The organism is Micromonospora haikouensis (assembly GCF_000876225.1).
In the GTDB taxonomy this organism is placed as follows: Bacteria; Actinomycetota; Actinomycetes; order Mycobacteriales; family Micromonosporaceae; genus Micromonospora; species Micromonospora haikouensis.
Window position 1 is genome coordinate 2,809,285 of sequence record NZ_JXSX01000001.1, and the last position, 20,938, is coordinate 2,830,222.

Annotated in this window: 18 protein-coding genes and 1 riboswitch; of the genes, 4 read left to right on the forward strand and 14 right to left on the reverse strand. The window is 74.8% G+C overall.

Translation table 11 applies throughout. From position 1 onward, the window contains the following. Positions 1-37 precede the first annotated feature (37 nt). From TK50_RS11630 to TK50_RS11675, 10 genes are all read right to left on the reverse strand, one after another. Positions 38-1,093 (reverse strand): PseG/SpsG family protein, encoded by a 1,056-nt coding sequence (locus TK50_RS11630; RefSeq protein ID WP_043964312.1) that lies wholly within the window; start codon positions 1,091-1,093, stop codon positions 38-40. Continuing rightward, positions 1,090-1,821: a cytidylyltransferase domain-containing protein gene (locus tag TK50_RS11635; RefSeq protein WP_043962753.1), complete on the reverse strand. Its 732-nt coding sequence runs from the start codon at positions 1,819-1,821 to the stop codon at positions 1,090-1,092. The genes TK50_RS11630 and TK50_RS11635 overlap by 4 nt, the downstream gene beginning before the upstream one ends. Beyond that, complete coding sequence (locus TK50_RS11640) at positions 1,818-3,728, reverse strand: hypothetical protein (RefSeq protein WP_043962754.1); 1,911 nt, start codon at positions 3,726-3,728, stop codon at positions 1,818-1,820. The genes TK50_RS11635 and TK50_RS11640 overlap by 4 nt, the downstream gene beginning before the upstream one ends. Further along, positions 3,718-4,560, reverse strand: a complete 843-nt coding sequence (locus TK50_RS11645) for a hypothetical protein (protein ID WP_043962755.1) — start codon at positions 4,558-4,560, stop codon at positions 3,718-3,720. The genes TK50_RS11640 and TK50_RS11645 overlap by 11 nt, the downstream gene beginning before the upstream one ends. A gap of 10 nt (positions 4,561-4,570) precedes the next feature. Beyond that, positions 4,571-5,719 (reverse strand): DegT/DnrJ/EryC1/StrS family aminotransferase, encoded by a 1,149-nt coding sequence (locus TK50_RS11650; protein ID WP_052503833.1) that lies wholly within the window; start codon positions 5,717-5,719, stop codon positions 4,571-4,573. Positions 5,720-5,724: 5 nt separating this feature from the next. Further along, entirely contained in the window at positions 5,725-6,708 is a 984-nt protein-coding gene (gene pseB, locus TK50_RS11655; RefSeq protein WP_082106258.1) for a UDP-N-acetylglucosamine 4,6-dehydratase (inverting), read from the reverse strand. A 189-nt stretch (positions 6,709-6,897) separates the two neighbouring features. Next, complete coding sequence (gene pseI, locus TK50_RS11660; RefSeq protein WP_043962757.1) at positions 6,898-7,947, reverse strand: pseudaminic acid synthase; 1,050 nt, start codon at positions 7,945-7,947, stop codon at positions 6,898-6,900. Further along, entirely contained in the window at positions 7,944-8,486 is a 543-nt protein-coding gene (locus TK50_RS11665; protein WP_043962758.1) for a GNAT family N-acetyltransferase, read from the reverse strand. Before TK50_RS11665 ends, pseI begins: the two co-directional genes overlap by 4 nt. Beyond that, on the reverse strand, positions 8,483-9,622 hold the full coding sequence (locus tag TK50_RS11670; RefSeq protein WP_063838597.1) for a glycosyltransferase family 2 protein: 1,140 nt from the start codon (positions 9,620-9,622) through the stop codon (positions 8,483-8,485). The genes TK50_RS11665 and TK50_RS11670 overlap by 4 nt, the downstream gene beginning before the upstream one ends. Positions 9,623-9,712: 90 nt before the next feature. Next, a complete protein-coding gene (locus tag TK50_RS11675) occupies positions 9,713-11,035 on the reverse strand; it encodes a polysaccharide pyruvyl transferase family protein (RefSeq protein WP_043962759.1) in 1,323 nt (440 codons plus the stop codon). A 198-nt stretch (positions 11,036-11,233) separates the two neighbouring features. Here TK50_RS11675 and TK50_RS11680 point away from each other — a divergent pair, with 198 nt between their 5' ends. The 4 genes from TK50_RS11680 (at position 11,234) to TK50_RS11695 (ending at position 15,602) form a co-directional block, all read left to right on the forward strand. Further along, complete coding sequence (locus tag TK50_RS11680) at positions 11,234-12,391, forward strand: acyltransferase family protein (protein WP_229404344.1); 1,158 nt, start codon at positions 11,234-11,236, stop codon at positions 12,389-12,391. Positions 12,392-12,569: 178 nt separating this feature from the next. Next, positions 12,570-12,998, forward strand: coding sequence for a hypothetical protein (locus TK50_RS11685; protein WP_043962760.1), 429 nt, complete (start codon positions 12,570-12,572; stop codon positions 12,996-12,998). Between the two features lie 146 nt (positions 12,999-13,144). Beyond that, positions 13,145-13,912 carry a hypothetical protein gene (locus tag TK50_RS11690; RefSeq protein ID WP_043962761.1) on the forward strand — a complete coding sequence of 256 codons (768 nt, stop codon included), beginning with the start codon at positions 13,145-13,147 and terminating at the stop codon, positions 13,910-13,912. A gap of 458 nt (positions 13,913-14,370) precedes the next feature. Next, positions 14,371-14,513, forward strand: a riboswitch (cyclic di-AMP (ydaO/yuaA leader). A 216-nt stretch (positions 14,514-14,729) separates the two neighbouring features. Further along, positions 14,730-15,602, forward strand: coding sequence for a C39 family peptidase (locus TK50_RS11695; RefSeq protein ID WP_043962763.1), 873 nt, complete (start codon positions 14,730-14,732; stop codon positions 15,600-15,602). Positions 15,603-15,749: 147 nt separating this feature from the next. Here TK50_RS11695 and TK50_RS11700 read toward each other — a convergent pair whose 3' ends face one another. The 4 genes from TK50_RS11700 to TK50_RS11715 form a co-directional block, all read right to left on the reverse strand. Next, positions 15,750-17,450: a CDP-glycerol glycerophosphotransferase family protein gene (locus TK50_RS11700; protein ID WP_043962764.1), complete on the reverse strand. Its 1,701-nt coding sequence runs from the start codon at positions 17,448-17,450 to the stop codon at positions 15,750-15,752. A gap of 42 nt (positions 17,451-17,492) precedes the next feature. After that, entirely contained in the window at positions 17,493-18,992 is a 1,500-nt protein-coding gene (locus tag TK50_RS11705) for a bifunctional cytidylyltransferase/SDR family oxidoreductase (RefSeq protein ID WP_043962765.1), read from the reverse strand. Positions 18,993-19,136: 144 nt separating this feature from the next. Beyond that, positions 19,137-19,955 (reverse strand): ABC transporter ATP-binding protein, encoded by an 819-nt coding sequence (locus TK50_RS11710; RefSeq protein WP_043962767.1) that lies wholly within the window; start codon positions 19,953-19,955, stop codon positions 19,137-19,139. Continuing rightward, positions 19,948-20,844, reverse strand: coding sequence for an ABC transporter permease (locus TK50_RS11715; RefSeq protein WP_043962768.1), 897 nt, complete (start codon positions 20,842-20,844; stop codon positions 19,948-19,950). Before TK50_RS11715 ends, TK50_RS11710 begins: the two co-directional genes overlap by 8 nt. Positions 20,845-20,938 lie beyond the last annotated feature (94 nt).

Below are 20,938 nucleotides of genomic sequence, written 5' to 3' on the forward strand. Positions count from 1 at the left end.
AGCGGCTGCCCGGCAGGCGGCGGCGCGGGGCGTTCCCCTAGCCGCGGCTGGGCGCGCCGACGAGGGCGAGCACCGCGTCGGCGACCCGGGCCCGGCCCCGCCCGTCGACCGTGGCCCAGGCGCGGGCGGCCAGGGCGGCCCGGCGCTCGGGGGAGTCGAGCAGGGCGCGCAGCGTCCGCGCGGCCCCGGCGCGGGCCGTCCGGCCGGGCAGCCCGGCGGCGGCCAGCGCGGGCAGCTCGCCGAGGCCGGCCACGAGCCCCGCATCCACCACCCGGCCGTACGACTCGCGCTGGTTGTCCACCACGCACACCAGCGCGGCCGGCGCGCCGAGGCAGCACAGCTCCCAGGTGGACGTGCCGGCGGCGCTGACCACCAGGTCGGCGGCGGTGACCAGGGCGGGCAGGTCGTCGGTGGGCGGCACGGGCCGCACGGCCTGCCCCCGGCCGGGGGCCAGCGCCGCCAGCTCCGCCTCGACGTCGGCGCGGCCGACGACCACGGTCAGGTCCATCGGGTGCCCGGTGGCCAGCAGCACCCGGGCCAGCACGGGGGCGGCCCCGAACGCGTCGGTGCCGCCGAAGAAGGCGAGCACCCGGGGCCGGGCCGCCGGCGTCGCGGGGCGGGGCGCCGCCGGCCGGGCGGCCACCACCGCGTCGCGCAGCAGCGGGTACGCCGTCCCGGCGAGCAGCCGGCCGGGCAGCGGCCCGTGCGCCGCGCCCAGGTTCTGGTCCAGGTAGACGTCGGCGTCCTGCCCCCGGGTGTCGCCGTCGACGACGGCGAGGGTCACCACCCCCGCCGCGCGCAGCGCCCCCGCCCCGGCCGGGTCCAGCTCGTACGAGTCGAGCACCACCACGTCGAGGCCGTGCCGGCGGGCCGCCGCCACGAGGTCGGCGGGGCGCTGCGGCCCGGGGTGCAGCGGGATGCCCCGGGCGGCGAGCTGCCGGCCCGCCCAGCCGACCCCCTCGACGGTGCCGAAGAACTCGACGCGGTGGCCCCGGGCGAGGAACTCCTCGGCCAGGGCGAGGCAGCGCACCAGGTGCCCCACCCCCCGGGTGGGCCCGGCGTCGCAGCGGACCCCGACGCGTACGGTGCTCAGGACTCCTCCAGCCGCTTCTGCCGCACCGAGGCGTTCAGGGCGCGCAGGGCCGGCTGGCCCGCCAGCCAGTCGGCGAGCTTGGCCAGCGGGACGCTGACGTCGCCGAAGTGGTCGGTCACCGCCCGCACCAGCGCCCAGTCCTGCTCGGTGTCGAGGGTGAGCCGCAGGGCCGACCGGTCGGGGGTGAGCGTCACCCCGAGCACCCGGAACAACTCCGGATGGGTGTACGCGTAGGAGGTTACGTGCACCCGGTGGTGGTCGGTGGCGATGCGGTGCAGCGTACGCAGCGTGTCCGCCCGGATGATCTCCACGTCCAGCCCGCGCGGCAGCGTACGCGCGATCGACGTACTCGCGTAGTCCAGTCCCGGCACGGCCCGGTACACGTCGGCGACCAGCCGGACGATCTCCGGGTCGAGCAGCGGGCAGTCGGCGGTGAACCGCATGACCGCGTCGCCGGGGTGCGCGTCGAGCGCGCCCACGAACCGGTCGAGCACGTCGTCGACGGGGCCCCGGTGGCAGGCCACGCCGAGCCGGGCGCACTCGGCGACCACCGCGTCGTCGGCGGCTTCGGTGCTGGTGGCGACCACCAGGTCGGCGAGCACCCCGCCGTCGGCGGCGGCCCGGACCACCCGGCCGAGCACCGAGCGCCCGGCCAGTGGCCGCAGCACCTTGCCGGGCAGCCGGGACGAGCCCATCCGGGCCTGCACGATCCCCACGATCCGCGTCACTGCTGCTCCTGTTCGTCGCGCCGGGGCGCGAGGGCGTCCTTGGCCCGCCGCTTCGCCGCGCGGGCGCCCCGCTTGGCCAGCCGGGCCGGGGTGATCGCCAGCCGGCCGACCCGGTAGCTGAGCGACCCGCTGAGCAGGTTGATGGTCGCCTCGGCCCGGCGCAGCGCCCGCTCCCGGGAGGTGAGCAGCTCCTCCGTCCAGCGCAGCAGGGCCGTCACCCGGGTCAGCTCCGCCTTCTGCCGCAGCCACGCCTCGCGGAGCTGCTGGTGGCTGTCCAGGCCGGTCGGGGGCGCGGTGGGCTCGACCGCGCGCAGCTCGTCGGCGAGGGCGACGCGGTCGGCGTTGTCCAACCCGCGCAGCGCCGCGGTGACCGCGACCTCCGCGTCGACGGCGGCCGTCACCGTCGCCCGGTCCAGGTCGCGCCCGGCGGTGCCGGCCAGCACCACGGTCAGCCCCGCCACGTCGAGGGTGGACGACCAGGGGTGGGCGTAACCGCCGGTGGCCAGGGCGGCGGCGAACCGCCACAGGCCCCGGGCCAGCGTCACGTCCACCGGCCACGGGTCGCTGGCCCGCCAGCTCGGGTCGAGCACCGCGAACGCCGGGGGAGCACCGGTGGCGTCGCGGGCCGTGCAGGCCCCGCCGTCGGCGAGCACCACGTTGTCGAGGCTGGCCAGGGCCGTCGCGCCGGTGAGCCGGCCGGCGTCGTCGGCGTGCGCGTCGAGCCAGGCCGCGTACCCGCGCAGCAGCCGGCGCAGGGCGGCCAGGTCGCGGCGCAGGCAGGCGTCGAGCAGCACGGTGCGCAGCAGCCGGCCCTCGGGCACCGCTCCGGCGAGCACGGCCGGGTCCCGCCAGGCCGCCGCGCGGGTGGCGAACGGGGCCTCCGTGGCCGCCGCGACCGGGCCGGGCACCCGCCACCGCCAGCCGTCCGCCGCCGCCGTCACCTCCACCACGCCGATCCCGGGCGGCCCGGTCTGCACCCACAGCACCGGCAGCCCGCCGGGTTCGGCCGGCGCGGGCCGGGCCGCGCCCGCCTCGGTGCCGGCCGGGTTCGGCGGGTCGCCCACGGCGGGGACGGCCGGGGCCGCGCGGTGGGCCAGCACCAGCCAGCCCGGGGCGAGCGCGGTGCCCAGCCCCGCGTGCAGCGCGTCGACCGCCAGCCTCGCCGGGTCCTGGAGCACGGGACGGTCGCCGTGGCCCGGCGCGCACGCGCCGTGCAGCACCGCGTCCAACAACCCGCTGCCGGGGCGCGCGGCCAGCGCGCCGGCGTCGACCAGCGCGGTCGGCGCGGCCGGCTCGGGGTACGCGGCGAAGCAGCCGCCGGGGCGCAGCCCCGCCCCGGCCAGCCGGTCCCGCGCCTGCTCCAGGTTGGCGGGACGGCCGGCGTCCAGCGCCCCGCCGACCGCCCAGTCGGCGTCGTCGCGGCCGGCGTACCAGGGCGCGGTGTCGACCATCCGGGTCAGCCCCACCGGGTTGTCCAGCCGCAGCAGCAGCGTCCCGCCGGGGGCGAGCACGGCGGCGAGCCGGCGCAGCAGCCCGTCCCAGCCGACCGGGGTCCCCTCCACCGACTCCACCGCGTCCAGGCCGGCGGCGGCGATCACCACGTCGAACGTCTCGTCGGCCGGCAGCCCGCCGGGGCCGCCGACGACCACCCGCACGGGCCGGTCCTCGGCCAGCGCCGACCCGTCCGGCCAGCTGCGCAGCAGGCAGGTGACGTCGGCGTGGGCCAGCCGGTCGACCAGCTCGGGGTCGTGCGGCCCGGCCAGCAGCACCCGCGCACCGGCCGGGGTGACCCGGGCGGCGAGCGCCGCGAGGGGCCCGCCGCCGGGCAGCCGCCGGCCGGTCAGGTCCGACCAGGCCAGCATCTCCCCGCCGGGCAGGGCGATCCGGGTCGAGGTGTCAGTGGTCAACGTGTTCCTCCTGGAGGGTCGCCCAACCCAGCAGCTCCCGCAGCTCGGCCGGCGTGCAGCGGTGGTCGGTGCCCAACTCGGCGCGGGCGATCTCGACCGCCGTCGGCAGGTGCACCGACTCGCCGTGCAGGTCCGGCCACTGCCGGCGGATGCGGGCGGTGCCGCCGAACGTCGGGTCCTCGTCGGCGAGGATCATCGGGTCGCCGTAGACGGCGGGCTCGCAACCGGCCGCGATGCCGTAGAAGATGGCGCTGGTCAGCCGGTTGGACGCCACCCGGCGGTGCCGGCGCAGCTCGGTGAGCTGCTTGTCGAGGAAGAGCGGGTCCGTGTCCTTCCACCAGTGCCCCCGGTAGCCGTGGCAGATCACCCGGAACCCGGCCTGCTCGTAGAGGCGGCGGACCCGGCGCATGCCGTACTCGTGCCAGTAGAGGCAGACGGTGACCGGGCCCGGCTCGGTGGCGCGGATGCGGGCGATCAGCTCCCGGTGGTCGCCGCGCACGTGCTGGCCCTCCCAGCCGTGGAACGGATACCAGATGGTCCCCTCCCGCTGCGGCTCCGGCGGGTCGTCGGCGCGCAACGTCAGCAGGTACGCGAACGGCGCGCCGGTCACCACGACGTTGCGCCGCCCCACCGACCAGGCCCGCCGCCGGGTCTGCTCCGACCACAGCAGGCTCGGCGTGCCCTCGACGTACGGGTGGCCGGGGGCGAGGCCGTCGCCGATGTTCCAGCCGTGCTGGACGTACCCGTTGATCCGGGGCGGGTGCCCGTCGCCGAGGCCGCAGTAGCGGGCCAGCACGTGCGCGTGGCCGTAGAAGTGGTTCGCGTGGTGCATCCCGGTCCCCTCAGGCGGCGGCGCGCGCCGGGGCGGCGTGCAGGGCGGCGGCCAGGGCGTCGACGACGCGGTCCTGGTCGGCGTCGGTGAGGTCGGGGAACAGCGGCAGGGAGAGCTGCTCGGCGTAGAACCCCTCGGCGACCGGGCAGGAGCCGCGCCGGTAGCCCAGCTCCGCGAACGCCGGATGCCAGTGCACGGGGACGTAGTTGACCTGCACGCCGATCCCGGCGGCCCGCATTGCGTCGTAGACGGCGCGGCGGCGGCCCTCGTGCACCCGGATCGGGTACAGGTGCCAGGCCGGCTCGGCCCAGGACCGCCGGCCGGGCGTCGACACACCGGGCAGGTCGGCCAGGGCCGCGTCGTAGCGGGCGACCAGCTCGGCGCGGCGGGCCAGGAACCGGGGCAGCCGGCGCAGCTGGCTGCGGCCCAGCGCGCAGAGCACGTCCGGCAGCCGGTAGTTGAGCCCGAACTCGTGGATCTCCTGGTGCCAGCCGCCCTCGTCCGGCCAGCGCTGCGCGGCGCGGTCCCGCACGAGGCCGTGGTTGCGGAACCGGCGGGCCCGCTCCAGCAGGGCCGGGCTGACGGCGGCGACCGCGCCGCCCTCGGCGGTGGTGAGGTTCTTCGTCGGGAAGAACGAGAACGTGGTCAGGTCGGCGAGCGACCCGACCGGCCGGCCGTGGTAGGCCGCGCCGATGGAGTGGGCGGCGTCGGCGAGCAGCAGCGGGCCGCCGCCGCCGAGCACCGCGCGCAGCGCGTCGTAGTCGGCGGGGTGGCCGGCGTAGTCGACCGCCGCCACCACCTTCGTCCGGGCGGTCAGCGCCGCGCCGACCGCCGCCGGGTCCAGGGTGTACGTCTCCGGCTCGACGTCGGCGAAGACGACCCGCGCGCCCAGCGCGACGGCGGTGCTGGCGGTGGCCGCGAACGTCATCGGCGGCACGACCACCTCGTCGCCGGGGCCGACGCCGGCCGCCGCGTACGCCACGTGCAGGGCGGCCGTGCCGTTGGACACGGCCGCGCAGCCGACCCCGCCGGTCCAGCCGGCCAGGTCCGCCTCGAACGCGTCGACCTGGGGGCCGGTGGTGAGCCAGTCGCTGCGCAGCACGGCGACCACGGCGGCGACGTCGTCTTCGGTGACGGACTGCCGCCCGTACGGGAGCATCGCCATCACGCGGCGATGCCGAGCATGTCGCGCAGCTGCTCCACGCCGAGCCACTCGTCGTTGCTGTCCGACTGGTAGGCGAAGCCGTCCGGCACCGGCTCGCAGTGCGCGGGCGGCTGGTAGCCCCAGGTGGCGATGGTCGGCTGCACGATGAACCGGTCCGGGGTGCGCAGGGTCCGCCGGCTGTCGTCCGGGGCGATCATCTCCTCGTGCAGCTTCTCGCCGGGCCGGATGCCGATCTCGTGGGTGGTGGCGTCCGGGGCGACGGCCTCCACCAGGTCGAGGATGCGCATGCTCGGGATGCGCGGCACGAACAGCTCCCCGCCCTGCATCTGGTCGAACGAGTCCATGACGAACTGCACGGCCTGGTCCAGGGTGATCCAGAACCGGGTCATCCGCTTGTCGGTGACGGGCAGGCTCTTGCCCTCGGCGGCGAGCCGGCGGAACAGCGGCACCACCGAGCCCCGGCTGCCCACCACGTTGCCGTAGCGCACCACGGCGAACCGGGTCGGGTGGTGGGCGGCGTAGTGGTTCGCCGAGACGAACAGCTTGTCGCCGACCAGCTTCGTCGCCCCGTACAGGTTGATCGGGCTGGACGCCTTGTCGGTGGAGAGCGCGATGACCTTCTTCACCCCGGCCTCGATGGCCGCGTCGACGACGTGCTGCGAGCCGGTGATGTTGGTGGCGATGAACTCCGACGGGTTGTACTCGGCGGTGTCCACCTGCTTGAGCGCGGCGGCGTGCACGACGTGGTCGACGCCGTGCATGGCCCGGGTGAGCCGGTGGCGGTCCCGGATGTCGCCGATGAACCAGCGCAGCCGGGGGTCGTCGCCGAGCTGCTGGCGCAGCTCGTACTGCTTGAGCTCGTCGCGGGAGAACACCACCACCCGGGCCGGGTCGGCCTCGGCGAGGACGTGCCGCAGGAAGGTGCGGCCGAAGGACCCGGTGCCCCCGGTGATCAGAATGGAGGACCCATTCAACTCGCTCAACTGGTGCTCCCAAGGTCGGTTGATCTTTCGGCCGGGGACGGTGCCGGCCGGCGGACGGTTCGTGACGCTAAGCCGGCAGAGTTAACGGCCCCACGCCGGACGGTGAACGGGCGCGACGCGGGCGGTGAATGCGTCATGCCCGCCCCGCGTCGACAGCGGGCCGCCAGGTGAACGGGACGTGTCCGCCGGTCAGACCAGGTCCCAGCCCAGCGCGGTGCCCCGGGGCACGTCGCGGCGGAACGTGCGGCCGAGCACCCGGTCCAGGTCGGCCGGGGGCAGCCCGCCGGCCGGGCGGATCGAGCGCACGTTGTCCCGGGTCACCGGCTCGCCCGCGCGGACGTCGGCCACCACGTACAGCGACCGGCGGAACCGCAGCCCCTCCCGCTCGGTGGGGGTCGGGCCGATCGTGGTGACGCCCAGCGCCGCCCAGGCCCGCTCGGACTCGACGCGCAGGTCCGCCAGCTCCGTCGGCTCCAGCGAGAAGTCCGAGTCCACCCCGCCGTCGGCGCGGCGCAGCGTCACGTGCTTCTCGATCAGGCAGGCGCCCAGCGCCACCGCCGCCACCGGCACCCCGATGCCGGGGGTGTGGTCGGAGATCCCGACCGGCACGCCGAACGTGTCGGCCAGCACCGGCAGCCGGCGCAGGTTGCTGTCCTGCGGCGGGGCCGGGTAGGACGCGGTGCAGGCCAGCAGCACGATGCCGCCCGCCCCGCCCTCGCGGGCGGCGGTCACCGCGGCGTCGATCTCGCCGACCGTGGCCATGCCGGTGGAGATCACCATCGGCTTGCCGGTGGCGGCCACCAGCCGGATCAGCGGCAGGTCCACCAGCTCCGACGAGGCGATCTTGTACGCCGGGGCGTCCAGCTCCTCCAGCAGCTCCACGGCGGTGGCGTCGAACGGCGACGAGAAGACCGTCAGGCCGTGCCGGCGGGCCCGCTCGAAGATCGGCCCGTGCCACTCGTACGGGGTGTGCGCCCGCTCGAAGAGCTGGTAGAGCCGCTCGCCGCCCCACAGCTCGTGGCCGCCGGAGATGCGGAACTCCGGCGCGTCCACGTCGATGGTCAACGTGTCCGGGGTGTACGTCTGGAGCTTGAGCGCGTGCGCGCCGCTGGCCGCCACCGCGTCCACGATGGCCAGGGCCCGGTCGAGGCTGCCGTTGTGGTTGCCCGACATCTCGGCGACCACGAAGGGCCGCTCGCCGGTGCCCACCGCGTGCGGGCCGATCTTGACTGTCGTCATGTTCCCCTGCTCAGTTGCGTCCACACCACCTGGTGCGGCGTGCCGTCGACGTCCCGCTCGTAGCGCCGGACGATCGTGAAACCGAAGCGCCGGTGCAGCGCCAGCACCGGCCGGTTGGTGGCCAGCGTCTCGCCGCCGAGCGTGCGCGCGCCGAGGGTGTCGAACGCGTACGCGATCGCCGCCTGCTCCAGCGACAGCCAGGCCGGCATGAGCGCCCGCCGGGCGTCCAGCCCCTCGACGTCGAGATAGAAGCCCCAGGTCAGCGCCCTGTCCGGGCTGGTCACGCCGGAGAAGGTCACCACGCCGCAGGGCTGCCCGAGGTGCTCGTGCACCAGCACCCGCCGGTCCGGGTCGACGCGTACGCCCGCCCACCAGGCGGCGTGCTCGGCCGCGCCGATCTCGTGCCGGGTGAGGCTGACCTCGCGGACCTGCGGGTGGTTGCGCCAGCGCAGGATCGTCGCCAGGTCGGCGTCGCGGGCGGGCCGCAGCACCCCGCCGGCCCGGGTGGCGGTCGTCCCGCTCGTCCCCGTCCCGGTCATCCCCGCCCCGCCATGGCGCTGCCCTGTTCCGCCCCCGACGGCGTGCCCTCGGCGGCCAGCGGCCCGCTCCCGCCGGACGCCGCGTCGGGGGCCGCCGCCCCGGCGGGCGACGCCGGCCGCAGCGAGCCGGCCAGCCGGTGCGCCCGCCGCAACGTCTTGTACGCGAGGTAGCTGTCCCGGGCGACGAGGCGGTGCTTCAGCCCGGCCACCCCGCCCGGCCGGGCGTACCCGCCGGAGGGCAGGTAGCGGCGGTAGTGCTCGGCGACCCGGCGGAAGAACCCCCGCCGCAGCCTCGGGTGCACCCGGCCGTCGTTGCCCACCACCACCAGATAGTGGTTGATCATCAGGCCGAACAGGTCCGTGCGGATCCAGTCCTCGGTGACGTGCTCGGCCACCCACTGCTGGAGGCGCTCGTACTGCACGAACGCGTCGAAGTGCCGGCCGCTGCGGGTCGAGGTGATCGCGCCGAGCCGGCCCTGCCGGTAGTGGTAGCAGACGTGGTCCAGCACCCCGATCCGGTCCGCGGCGATGAGCAGCGGGTGGCTGAACGGGATGTCCTCGTACCAGCCGGGGTGGAAGCGCAGCTCCAACTCGTCGAGGAAGCCCCGCCGGACCACCTTGTTCCACGCGGTGTGCTGCACCCGCAGCAGCTCGGGCCGGTCGGCCAGCCGGACGCACCCGTCGACCCCGCGCAGCAGGTGGCTGCTCGCGTCGACCTCCAGCCGGCCGCCCTCGTGCACCCGCAGGTGGTCCACCAGCAGCACGTCCGGCTCGTCGCGGCGCAGCCGCGCCAGCACCACGGCCAGGGCGCCCGGGGGCAGCCAGTCGTCGCTGTCGACGAACCACACGTACCGGCCGGTCGCCTCCGCCAGCCCCGCGTTGCGGGCCAGCCCCAGCCCGACGTTGCGGGTCAGGGACACCACCCGCACCTGGGGCCGCCCGGCCGCGTACGAGCGCAGCATCTCCCCGCACCGGTCCGGGGAGGCGTCGTCGACGGCGACCAGCTCGACCTCGGCGGCCTCGGCGGCGGACAGGCCGCCGAGGATCGACTCCAGGCACTGGTACAGGTACGCCTCGACGCCGTGCACCGGGACGACGATGCTCAGCAGCGGGCTCCGCGTCGGCTCATTGACCACGCCCGACACCTTCGACCGCCCGGATGGACGGCCCCGGAACCTGACGTATCCGCCGGGGGTGGGCTCGCTGAACAGACCCCCTACGGAGGGTTAACGGTTGAGCATCCGCTTCACCCGGCCGCCGGCCGCCCGCACCCGGGCCCGCAGCCGGTGCGACTCGAACCCCGCGACGGTCTCCTTCAGCTCCTGGTTGCGGTCGTGCAGCCACTGGATGCGGGCGATCAGCTCGGCCGGGTCGGTGGCCGACTGCGCGCGTACCGCCGGGGGGAACGTCGTCTCGGCGACCTGCCGGTCGAACCGGGCGGCGCTGTCGCCGTCGGCGAAGGAGACCCCGAGGTCGTGCTTGGCCAGGAACGCCGTCATCGTCGCGTACCGGGCCTTGTGCCCGTTGTTGAGCGCGGTGTAGTCGGCCTCGTCGTAGAGCTCTATGGCGTCCACGTCCGGCGGGACGTCCTTCATCAGCCGGTGCGGGATGTCGAAGTACCGGGCCAGCTCCAGCGTCCGCGAGTCGTGCGCGAAGAGGTAGCCCGGCGTCCCCGCCACCAGCGCCGTGATGGTGCCGTGGATGCGGGTGCCGAAGTTGAAGTCGAACCGCGACAGGTAGTCCATCCACGTCCACGGGTCGACGAACATCCGCACCTTGTCCTCGGTGAACAGCGGGTGGGAGGTGTGGATCGGGATGGCCGCCTTCTTGCCCCGGTCCTCCGGGGCGTCGCCGAAGAGCAGGGTGCCCAGCGTCTTGAGGTCCTGCGGCAGGTAGCGCAGGTTCGGGTACCGCCGGTGGTGCGAGGCGATGACCTTCGCCATCGACTTCACGTACGGGGAGACGGTCAGCGCCACCCGGTCCTCGACGGTGAGCGTGGTCTTGCGCTTGTCGACCCGCAGGCTGTCGCCGTGCAGGAACATCGACGGGCAGCCGATCACGTCGACGGCGGAGAAGCCCAGGGTCCGCAGGTACCCCTCGGTGATCTCGCCCCGCACCCCGATGGTGTGCGACCGGTCCAGCACGGCCGAGACGAACGCCTTCACCGCGTCGTCGATCGGCCGCAGGTACTCCCGGTCGGCGTCGACGTTGGTCTGCGCGCCGACCCCGAACACCACCACCGGGATCTTCAGCCGCTCGATCAGCCGGGTCATGGCGACCAGGCGGTGGGCGTAGCTGCGCCGGAACGCGTTCGCCAACGGCACCACGAACACGTCGAACCGCTCGTTGATCTCGTCGGCCTCGCGCGGGTTGACCCGGAACTCCGAGGAGGTGACCTCCGCCGTCGACGTCCGCAGCAGCTTGTGCGCCGCGTGGCTGAACACGAGGTTGCCGGCGTTCTCGCCGATCCAGTTGCGCTCGAACGTCTCCTCCGGCGAGTAGACGTCGAACGGCCCCTTCTTGGCCCGCAGCAGGATCCGCTGGTGCATCCGTGTTGTCCCCTCGTCGTGGCCGAGACCGCGATATTAGGCCATCGTGCCCGTGCCGCCGCCAGGCGCGTCACGTGCCGGCCGACGGCGGGCGGCGCGCCCGGCCGCACCGGGTAGGGTGCCGGCGGGGCGGCACCGCGCGGCCCGCCGCCACCGGGGCGGCGGCGTCGGCCCGGGGCGTCCGCGAGGAGGAGAGCGGTGCTGGTGACCCCTGCGGCCGGTCGGGCCGCCGGCCTCCCCGGCGCCCCGACCGTCGTACGCCCCGACGCGCCGGCCCGTCCGGCCAGCCGGCTGCCCTCGCTGACCGGGCTGCGCTGGGTCGCCGCCCTGCTCGTCTTCGGCTACCACGTCGGCACCATGCGGATCGTCGGCCAGCCCGAGGCCAAGGCCGTCGTCGACTGGCTGTTCACGCTGGGCCTGTCCGGCGTCGAGTTCTTCTTCATCCTCAGCGGCTTCGTGCTGGTCTGGTCGGCCCGCGACGGGGACCGCCGACGCGACTTCCTGCGCCGCCGGCTCGCCAAGATCTACCCGAACCACCTGCTGATGTGGGCGGTGGTGCTGGTGACCGGGGTGTGGGTCTTCGCCGACCCGGTCAACGTCCGCGCCGCGGTGGAGAACCTGTTCCTGGTCCAGGCGTGGGACCCGACGCCCGGCTACTTCTACAGCGTCAACTCGGTGAGCTGGTCGCTCTCCTGCGAGCTGTTCTTCTACGTCTGCCTGCCGTTCGCGCTGCCGCTGGTGCGCCGGGCCCCGGTCGGGGCGCTGTGGGCGGTGGTGGCGGCCGTGCCGCTGCTGATCGTGGCGCTCTGGCCGGGGCAGCGCCTGGTGCCGCAGGAGAGCACCTGGTGGTTCACCCAGATCTTCCCGGTCGTGCGGTCCCTGGAGTTCTGGATGGGGGTGGCCGCCGCCGAGCTGCTGCGCCGGGGGCGCTGGCGCGGCCCGGGGCTCACCGCCGCCAGCGTCATGTTCGTCGTCACCTGGGTGGTCGCCGCCCAGTGGATCCGCGCCGAGCTGTGGGCGGCGCTGCTCGCGGCGGCGTACCTGCTGGTCATCGTGGCCGCCGCCGACGCGGACGTGCGCGGCGCGCGGACGCCGTGGCGGTCCCGGCCGATGGTCTGGCTCGGCGAGGTCTCCTTCGCCTTCTACCTGGTGCACGTCTTCGTCATGATCACCGTCCTGCGGCTGGCCGACCGGCTCGGCACGGGGCTGCCCGGCTGGTGGGGCCCGCTGGCGGCGGTCGGCTTCCTGCTGGTCAACCTCGGCCTGGCCGCGCTGTTGCACCGGTGGGTGGAGATGCCGCTGACCCGCCGGCTCGGGCCGCCGCGCCGACCCCGCGCCCCGGCCGCCGCCGCCTGACCCGCCGCCTGCCCCTGCCCCTGCTCCGCCGCCGACCCGGCCCCTGACCCCGCCGCCGGTGACGCGTGGCGGTGGTGCGTGGCCAGTGGTGCGTCGTCCGTGGTGCGCCACGCCGCGTTCAGCAGGTGACACGCTCGCCGGCGGTGCGTGGCGCGGCCGGTGGCGGTAGCGTGGACGGGTGCTTCCCGTCGCGCTGACCTGTCCCCTGTGGTGGGTCGCGCGCTGGACGGCGCGGATGCTGGCGACCCTCGCCGTCGTGGTCGCGTTCTCCCTCGGTGCCGCGTCGCTGCCGCCGGGCACGATGCTCCCCGCCAGCGTCGACCCCGGCCAGGCCGGCTCCAGCCCTGCCGTCGCCGCCTCCGTTGCGGGGTCCGTCGCCGTCGCGGAGGCCCGCACCGTCGCGGCATCCGCCGCCGGGTCCACCGTCACTGGCTCCATCGCCGCCGGCTCCACCGCCGCAGCGGGTGCCGCCGGCCCGTGGCCGCCCGCCGACGTGCCGCCGCCCGCCGAGGCCGGGCCCCCGCAGGTCGCCGCGCCGGCCCCGCAGCGGGTGCCGACCGGGCTCGTCCCCGCCGCCGTCGGCCCCCGCGCGCCGCCGGCCGCCTGAGCCACGCGGCGGGCCGCGCCCGCCACCACCGTCGCCGACGACCCTCACCCACCGCCGCCCCAGCCGCCGGGCCCGTACGCCGTAGGCGTCCCGCCCGGCGGCGGCCCGGATCCCTTTCCGCCTCCCCTGCCCGCGAGGTGCCGACCATGGACATCGTTCTCTACCAGTTCCTGACCGAGGTGCCGCTGGCCGCCGCCATCTGGTCCGTGCTGCTCGTGCTGGCGCTCACCGTGCTCGCCGTGCTGGTCGCCCGCCCCGAGCGGGACCGCCCGCCCGCCGTCGAGCCCCCGGTCCGGCCCGCCGCCCCGCCCGCCCCGGCCGCCGCAGACCTGCGCCGGTACGCCGAGGAGGTGGCGGTGGCCGCCGCCGGGGCGGCGCAGAACGCCCGCCGCCGACGGGCCGCCTGGACGGCCGCCCAGGACGCCGCCGAGCGGGCCTGGCAGGCGTACGACGAGGCGGAGACCGCCGCCCGACGCTTCCGCGACGCGGGCGCGCTGCCGACGCCGCACACCCCGCGTACCCCCGCCGAGTACGCGGCCCGGGAGCGCTGGCTGCACCACGCCGCCACGGCGGCCCACCTGCGGGGCGAGTTGTCCATCGGGCAGCTCTGCGACGTCTTCGCCCGCCGGGGCGGCTGGGACCCCCGGCTGCACCCGGTGGAGCAGGAGGTCGTCCTGGCCCGGGCCGTCCGGGACGGCAGGCTGGCCCGCTACCGTGCCGCCGCCGCACGCGAGCGGGCCGCGTGGGGCGACGCCGAACTGGCGGCCGAGGCCGCCCGGGCGCTGGCCGCCGAGGCGTACGCCGCCGCCGAGCGCGCCCGGCCCGCCCACGCGCCGGCGACCAGCGCCACGGCCTCCGGCAGGGTCCTCGGGATCACCGGCTGGCGCCCACCCCGCCCCGCCCCGGCACGGTAACCGCGGAAACCGCGGTGGTGGTGACCGCCGTGACCGCCGTGACCGCCGTGACCGTCGTGACCGTGGTCACTGCGGTGACCGCCGTGATCAAGAGGTTTGCGTCATCGTGGAGATCAACTCTGACGCTTTTCTCTTGATCACCGAGGCGGGGGCAGGGCGGGGGCAGGGCGGGGGCAGGGCGGGGGTGTGAGGCGGGTCATGGTGGGGTGGGATCGGGCAGGCGGGGCCATTCGGTTTGATCGGGGGCGGTAATCGCCGAGATTCGCGGCGCGTCGTCCCGTTGCGGGTCCGCTGGCGTCGGATGGGTCGGCAGTCCCATTGAGTCGCGTCAGTCTCCGAATGCCCCGTAAATGGGTCGGTCAGCGGACGTTTAAGCAGGTGGCGGGGGGTTGGCAGGACTTCCGTCGGCCAGTAGTGTCGGCCCGTCTGGTGCGGTACCCGATCGCAAGAGGCGACGCCGCGCCGACCCGCTCAATCGTGAAGATCACGAACCGGGGACCCATTGCACGTCCGGGGTGAATCCGCGGGCCACGGCCTGCGGTAGGGCGATCTTCCCGCCCGAATCCGTCAGCTAACCCGGTAGGCGGTATCGGAAGGAGTTCCATCCTCGTGCAGCACGACCCCACCCCCCGGGTTGTTCCTCCACCACGGAGCCCGGTGCCCGTGTCCGCCGCCGCCGAGCCGGCGCACTGACCGTCGCACCCCTGCGTACGCCCGCCTGAGCGGGCGCCCCAGAAAGCGGACCCCACCGGCCGCGGACACCGTCCGCCGCCGTGCGCCGACGCGCGCCCGGGTGCCTCCGCTTCCGCCCCGTCCCGTGGAGGAACACGTGAACGATCAGCTCAAGCGGCACCTGCGGCGACTCGCCACGGAACGCCCGTACCAGGTCGTCGCCGGCTCCGCCGCGGCGCTGCTGCTGGCCTCCGGCACCGGCGCGCTGCTCGCCGCCGTCGACGACGACGCCCCCGCCCCGCAGCGGACCACCAACGCCGCCGTGGCCGAGGTGGCACCCCGCCTCGACGGCGCGGCCAGCCGCGCCCAGGCCCGGATCGCCGCGCCGCTCGCTGCCCCGAGCAGCGCCGCGCCGTCGCCGAGCGCCACCTCGGCGGCCCCGAACCCCGACCTGACGGCCTCGGCGACGCCGAAGAAGACCACGGCGAAGCCCGCGGCCCCGAAGCCGCCGTCGTCCAAGGTCCTCGACTACGACTACGAGGCCCAGAGCACCTACTACTACTGCGGCCCGGCTGCGGTGCGCAACGCGCTCTCCGCCACCGGTGTCGACGGCACCCAGGACGACCTGGCCGCGCGCCTCGGCACCACGGAGATGGGCACCAACTCGGCCTACGACACCACCCGTGTGCTCAACGAGATGGTCAAGGGCGAGCCGTACCGGACCCGGCTGATCCCCGGCGGCGCCGCCACCCCGGCGGAGACGGAGCGGCTCCGGGCCGACGTGGTGAAGGCGGTCAGCGCCGGTCGCGGCGTCGTGGTCAACATCGCCGGCGACGCCACCGACGTCGACGGCGGCTGGCACTCGTTCCCCGGCGGCCACTACATCGCCGTCGTGGGCTACCGCGACTCCGGGCGCACCGTGCGGATCGCCGACTCGGCGGACCCGGCCGTCCCGGCGTACTGGATCAGCACCGCCGCGCTGGCCCACTGGGCGGCGACGCGGGGCTACTCGGCCTGACATCACCCTCCCCCCCCACCGGCCCCGGCTCTCCTCCGCAGAGAGCCGGGGCCGGTGCCGTCTCCGGGTAGGCGGGGGCGGCCTCGATCCTTGGACAGTTGCGGTTCAAGGCGAACAGCAACTGTCCAAGAATCGGAGGCGGGACGATCAGGCGGTGGGGGAGTGGGTCATCGCGTCGGCGGCGCGCGGGGCCGGCGGGTTCCAGCCCGGCTCCAGCTCCCGGCGGGCCGCCGAAAGGAACGCCTCGGCGTACGACTCGGCCGGGAAGTCGCCCAGGTAGTGGGCCCGGGTGCCCCAGCGGGCCGCCGCCTTCGGGTCGGTGTCCAGCAGCAGGCCGAGCACCTCGTCGAGGTTGCCCGCGTCGCTCCGCAGCACGTAACCCGAGCCGGCCAGCGGGAACCGCTCGACGAACCGGTCGCCGTCGCCGACCATGTCCGTCACCGCGTACGGCTTGCCGGAGTAGAGGTAGTCGGAGATGACGCCGGAGACGTCCGAGACGAGCGCGTCGGAGCGGTTGACGCAGTCGACCAGGGACAGCTCCCGGCTGGCCGCCGCGCCGAAGACGTGCTGCCGCCCGGTGCGGGCCCGGTCCGCCGCCAGCAGCTCCGTGAGCCGGGCGAGCTGCCGCGCCGACGCCGGGTTCTGCCCCGTGTACGGGTGGGCGCGCAGGATCACCGTCGCGCCCCGGGCCAGCAGGCCCCGCACGATCGTCTCGCCCACCGGCAGCGAGCAGTAGTTCGCGTCGGCGTGGTGCCCCGTCCAGGTCGGGGTGTAGAGCACCGTCGGGTTCGCCAGGCCGGTGGCCGGCGCGCGGCGTACCTCGATCGACTCGACCTGGGGGCGGCCGACCACGACGAACTTCTCCGCCGGGATGTCCACCCCGGCGCGGGCGTACCGGTCGATCGCCGCCCGCCCGGCCACGAAGTTGCGGTCGAACAGCGCCGTGACCGGGTTGGCGCTCGGTGCCTTGTCGCTGTCGCCGTGGTGGATCTGCACGTGGGTGAGCTGCGAGAACCGGATGCAGTGGCTGTTCTTCGCCCCGTGGTTGACGTAGAACGCCACCTTCAGGCTCGGCACCAGCGCCTCGTCCATCGCCTTCAGCGTCGGGCAGTAGACCACCGGGGCGCTGGTGGCCGCGGCGATCGGGGCGAGGAACTCCGGCTCCCGCACCATCACGAAGAACGGCCGGCCGATCCGCTCCAGGTACGGCAGCCACATGGTGACCTGGTATTCCGACCCGGGCGGGGCGGAGAAGTGCAGCAGGAACTCCGGCCGGTGCGCCCGCAGCGCTCGGGCCACCGCCGAGCCACCCGCCCCGGGCCGGAACCGTCGCTTCGCCAGGTCGGCCGCGACCGCCCCGGCCCCCGCGCCGACGGCGAGGGCCACCAGCAGGGCGACCCAGGCCGGCAGCACCAGGGCGGCGGCCAGCGCCACCACGGCGAGCAGCACCAGCAGGGCGTCGCCCAGCCGGGCCGCGATCAACGGGGTCCACGACCGCACGGGCAGGTTCGCCGCCCGGATCTCCAGGTCGCCGGCCTGCCGCAGCGGCCCCACCAGCAGCACCAGCCCCAGCAGCACCAGGGCCGTCGCCGCCAGCGCCGGGTCGAAGCCGGCGTCGAGCCGTCGCGCGTACCCGACGAGGATGCCGGCGGCGAGCAGCACCGCCTCGGCGGTGCTGTCGGCGGCCGGGCGGACCCGGCGCTCCCAGCCGGCGGCGGCGAGGGCCGCCACCGCGAGCGCCAGGCCCCAGCCCGTCGCCCCGGTCAGGGCGAGGGTGAGGAACGCCAGCACCGCCAGGCCGGTGGCCGCCACCCGGGCGGCCAGCTTCCTGACCAGGTCACCACGCATGTCGCTTCGCTTCCTTCGCCCGTCGCGGTGGCCGTCGACCCGTCAGCCGGCCGTGGCCGGGGCGGACGCCCGGCTGGCCTGGGCGGGCACGCCCGCGGCGGGCAGCTCGCCCGGCGCCCGGCGTACGTCGATGACCTGCCCGGTCAGCTCGGAGATCAGCACGTCCAGCGACGACTGGGCGACGGTCTCGGCGGCCAGCAGGGTGTGCTCCGGCTCCTCGCCGAACGCCTTGGTGCGCATCGGCGTGGCGGTGCGCTCCGGGTTGATGCAGTTGACCCGTACGCCGAACTCGGCCCACTCGTCGGACAGCGCCTGGGTGAGGTTGACCAGGGCGGCCTTGGTGGCCGAGTAGAGCGCGTAGCGGGCCCGGCCCCGGGTGTACGAGCTGGACGTGTAGAGCAGCAGCTGGCCCTTGGTCTGCTGCAGGTACGGCAGCGACTGCCGGGCGATGGTGACCGGGCCGACGAAGTTGACGTGCAGGACCCGGTCCATCGTCTCCTGGTCCATCTCGGCCAGCTCGCCCTTTTCCAGGATGCCGGCGGTGACGACCACGTGGTCGATCCGGCCGGTGGCCTCGAAGGCGGTCTTCAGCGCGGCCTCGACGTCCTCGGCGCGCTCGACGTGGGTGCCGGTGGTGGAGCGGCTGAACGGGAAGACCTGCGCGCCGTGGCGGCGGGCCAGCTCGGTCAGCTCGTGGCCGATGCCGTAGCTGCCCCCGAACACGACGATCGTGCGGCCGGTCAGCTCCTCGGTGTAGCCCCGGTCGGTCAGCCGGGGGGCCTGCGCGGCGGCGAGCTGGAACAGCTTGTCCGCCAGGTGCACGTCGACCGGGTGGGTGACCTTGATGTTCTCGTCCGAGCCGTCGATCACCTTGATCGGGGTGCCCGGCAGGTAGCGCAGCACGACGCCGCAGTCGTCGGTGGCGGCGAAGTCGGGGTCGCCGGCGGCGATCCGGTACGCCTCGCGGATCGTGCCGGACCGGAACGCCTGCGGGGTCTGCCCCCGGCGCAGCGTGGAGCGCACCGGGATGTCGGTGATGCAGTCGTTGTCGTCGACCTGGATGATCGTGTCGGCCGACGGGATCGCCACGTCGACCGCCGAGTACGTCCAGAGCGCGTTGACGCACTCCCGCACGATCCGGCCGCTGAGCAGCGGGCGCACCGCGTCGTGGAAGAGGATGTTGACGTCGCCCTCGCCGACCGCGTCCAGCGCGATGCGGGTGGTGGCGTTGCGCGTGTCACCGCCGGCGATGACCTTGCTGACCTTGCGGAAGCCGGCCTTGTCGACGATCTGCTGGGCGTCGGGGACGTGCCCGTCGGCCATCAGCACGATGATCTCGTCGATCTCGGGGGCCGCCTCGAAGACCGCCAGGGTGTGCTCGATGATCGGCTTGCCGGCGATCTTCAGCAGCTGCTTGGGGATGCCGAGGCCGAGCCGGGTCCCGGTCCCGCCCGCCAGCACCACCGCCACCGTCCGCGAGGGCCGCCACGGCGCCGGGGTCTCCGGTGTGGCGTCCGGGCCAGTGGTGTGGTCCTGCGTCATTGCCGATCCTCACTCTCACGGTTTGCGAACAGGGGGTGACGGCCGCACGGCGGCCGGGTGAACCATAACGCAACCACCGCGCCGCCCCCCAGGGACGACGCGGTGGGGAAGACACCCGCACGACACCGTACGGATGCCGCAACCTTACTTCTTGTTGGAGAAGTCCTCGTACGCGCGCAGCACCTCGTCGGTCGGGCCGTCCATCCGCAGCACGCCCGATTCCAGCCAGATCGTCCGTTCGCAGGTGTCCCGCACCGAGGAGAGCTGGTGGCTGACCAGGAACACCGTTCCCGCGCCCTCCCGCAGCTCCCGCACCCGCTGCTCGCTGCGCTTGCGGAAGCCCTTGTCGCCGGTGGCGAGGGCCTCGTCGATCAGCAGCACGTCGTGCTTCTTCGCCGCCGCGATGGAGAAGCGCAGCCGGGCGGCCATGCCGGAGGAGTACGTCCGCATCGGCAGCGAGGCGAAGTCGCCGCGCTCGTTGATCCCGGAGAACTCGATGATCTCCGGGGCGAGCCGGGCCACGTCGGCCGGCTGCATGCCCATGGCGAGGCAGCCGAGGGTGACGTTGCGCTCACCGGGCAGGTCGTTGAGCAGGGCGGCGTTGACGCCGAGCAGCGACGGCTGCCCCTGCGTGTAGACGGCACCCCGGTTGACCGGCAGCAGCCCGGCGATGGCCCGCAGCAGGGTGGACTTGCCGGAGCCGTTGCTGCCGATCAGCCCGATCGCCTCGCCCCGGTACGCGGTGAAGCTGACCCCCTTGACCGCGTGCACCTCCCGGATGTTCGGCGCGGACGTGCGGGACATGATCCGCTTCAGCGCGGCCACCGGGCTGGTGCCGCCGGCGGCGCCCTTGTGCACCCGGTAGATCACGTGCGCGTCGTCGACCACCACGGTCGGGATGCGCTCGACGATCCTCGGCAGCGTCACGGTGACGTCGTTGGACGCCTCGATGTGCTCAGCCACGGCCGTACTCCTGTTCGCCCCGCCAGAAGTAGATGAAACCACCCACGCCCATCACGACCGCCCAGGCCACCGCGTACGTCCACGCCTGGACCATGGAGGAGTTGAGCAGCGGCGCCCCCTCCAGCAGCGCGTGCCGGGCCAGCTCGATGTAGACCAGCATCGGGTTCGCCTCGACGATCCGGGTCGCCCAGCCCGGCAGGTTCTCCTCGAACAGCGCGACGTTGTAGAGCACGCCGGAGCCGTACATCCAGGTGCGCACCAGGAACGGCATCACCTGCTTGAGGTCGGCGACCTTCGAGCCCATCCGGGCCACGGCCATGGTGAGCCCGGCGTTGAACAGCGCCTGGAGCAGCACGACCGGCACGAGCAGCAGCCACTCGACGGTGAGCGGCTCGCCGGTGACCAGCACGATGCCCATCAGCACGACCAGCGAGGCCATCAGCTGCTGGAACTGGGTGAGCATGACGGCGAGCGGCAGGCAGGCCCGGGGGAAGTGCAGCGCCCGGATCAGCCCCAGGTTGCCGGTGATCGACTGGGTGCCGTTCTGCACCGCGGTCTGGGTGAAGTTGAAGATGAACAACCCGGCGGTCAGGTACGCGATGAAGTTCGGGATGCTGTTCTGCTTCAGCACCAGGCCGAAGATCAGGTAGTAGACCGCCGCGTTCGTCAGCGGGGTGAGCACCTGCCAGAGCTGCCCGAGCCGGGCGTTGCTGAACGAGGCGACCAGCTTGGCGTTCGAGTACGCGGCGATGAAGTGCCGGTACGCCCACAGGCGGCGGGTGTACTCCGCCAGGGACGGCCGCTCGCCGGCGACCCGCAGCCCGTACCGGGCGGCCAGTTGCGCCTGGGTCAGGCCTGCGTCGGGGTCGGCCAGCGCGGTGTTGGCCATGGGATGGGCGCTCCGATCTTGTCGTGCCAGCGGGGTGCGTCTGTTGTACCAACGGGGTGGGTGCGACGACGGGTTCGCCGGTGGCCGGTGCGTG

What these genes read in the sequence shown, in the direction of transcription:
- TK50_RS11645 (WP_043962755.1), bottom strand. Translation starts at nt 4,560, where the DNA reads ATGCACCACGCGAACCACTTCTACGGCCACGCGCACGTGCTGGCCCGC.
- TK50_RS11675 (WP_043962759.1), bottom strand. Translation starts at nt 11,035, where the DNA reads ATGCACCAGCGGATCCTGCTGCGGGCCAAGAAGGGGCCGTTCGACGTC.
- TK50_RS11705 (WP_043962765.1), bottom strand. Translation starts at nt 18,992, where the DNA reads ATGACGCAGGACCACACCACTGGCCCGGACGCCACACCGGAGACCCCG.
- TK50_RS11650 (WP_052503833.1), bottom strand. Translation starts at nt 5,719, where the DNA reads ATGCTCCCGTACGGGCGGCAGTCCGTCACCGAAGACGACGTCGCCGCC.
- TK50_RS11665 (WP_043962758.1), bottom strand. Translation starts at nt 8,486, where the DNA reads ATGACCGGGACGGGGACGAGCGGGACGACCGCCACCCGGGCCGGCGGG.
- pseI (WP_043962757.1), bottom strand. Translation starts at nt 7,947, where the DNA reads ATGACGACAGTCAAGATCGGCCCGCACGCGGTGGGCACCGGCGAGCGG.
- TK50_RS11715 (WP_043962768.1), bottom strand. Translation starts at nt 20,844, where the DNA reads ATGGCCAACACCGCGCTGGCCGACCCCGACGCAGGCCTGACCCAGGCG.
- TK50_RS11690 (WP_043962761.1), top strand. Translation starts at nt 13,145, where the DNA reads ATGGACATCGTTCTCTACCAGTTCCTGACCGAGGTGCCGCTGGCCGCC.
- TK50_RS11700 (WP_043962764.1), bottom strand. Translation starts at nt 17,450, where the DNA reads ATGCGTGGTGACCTGGTCAGGAAGCTGGCCGCCCGGGTGGCGGCCACC.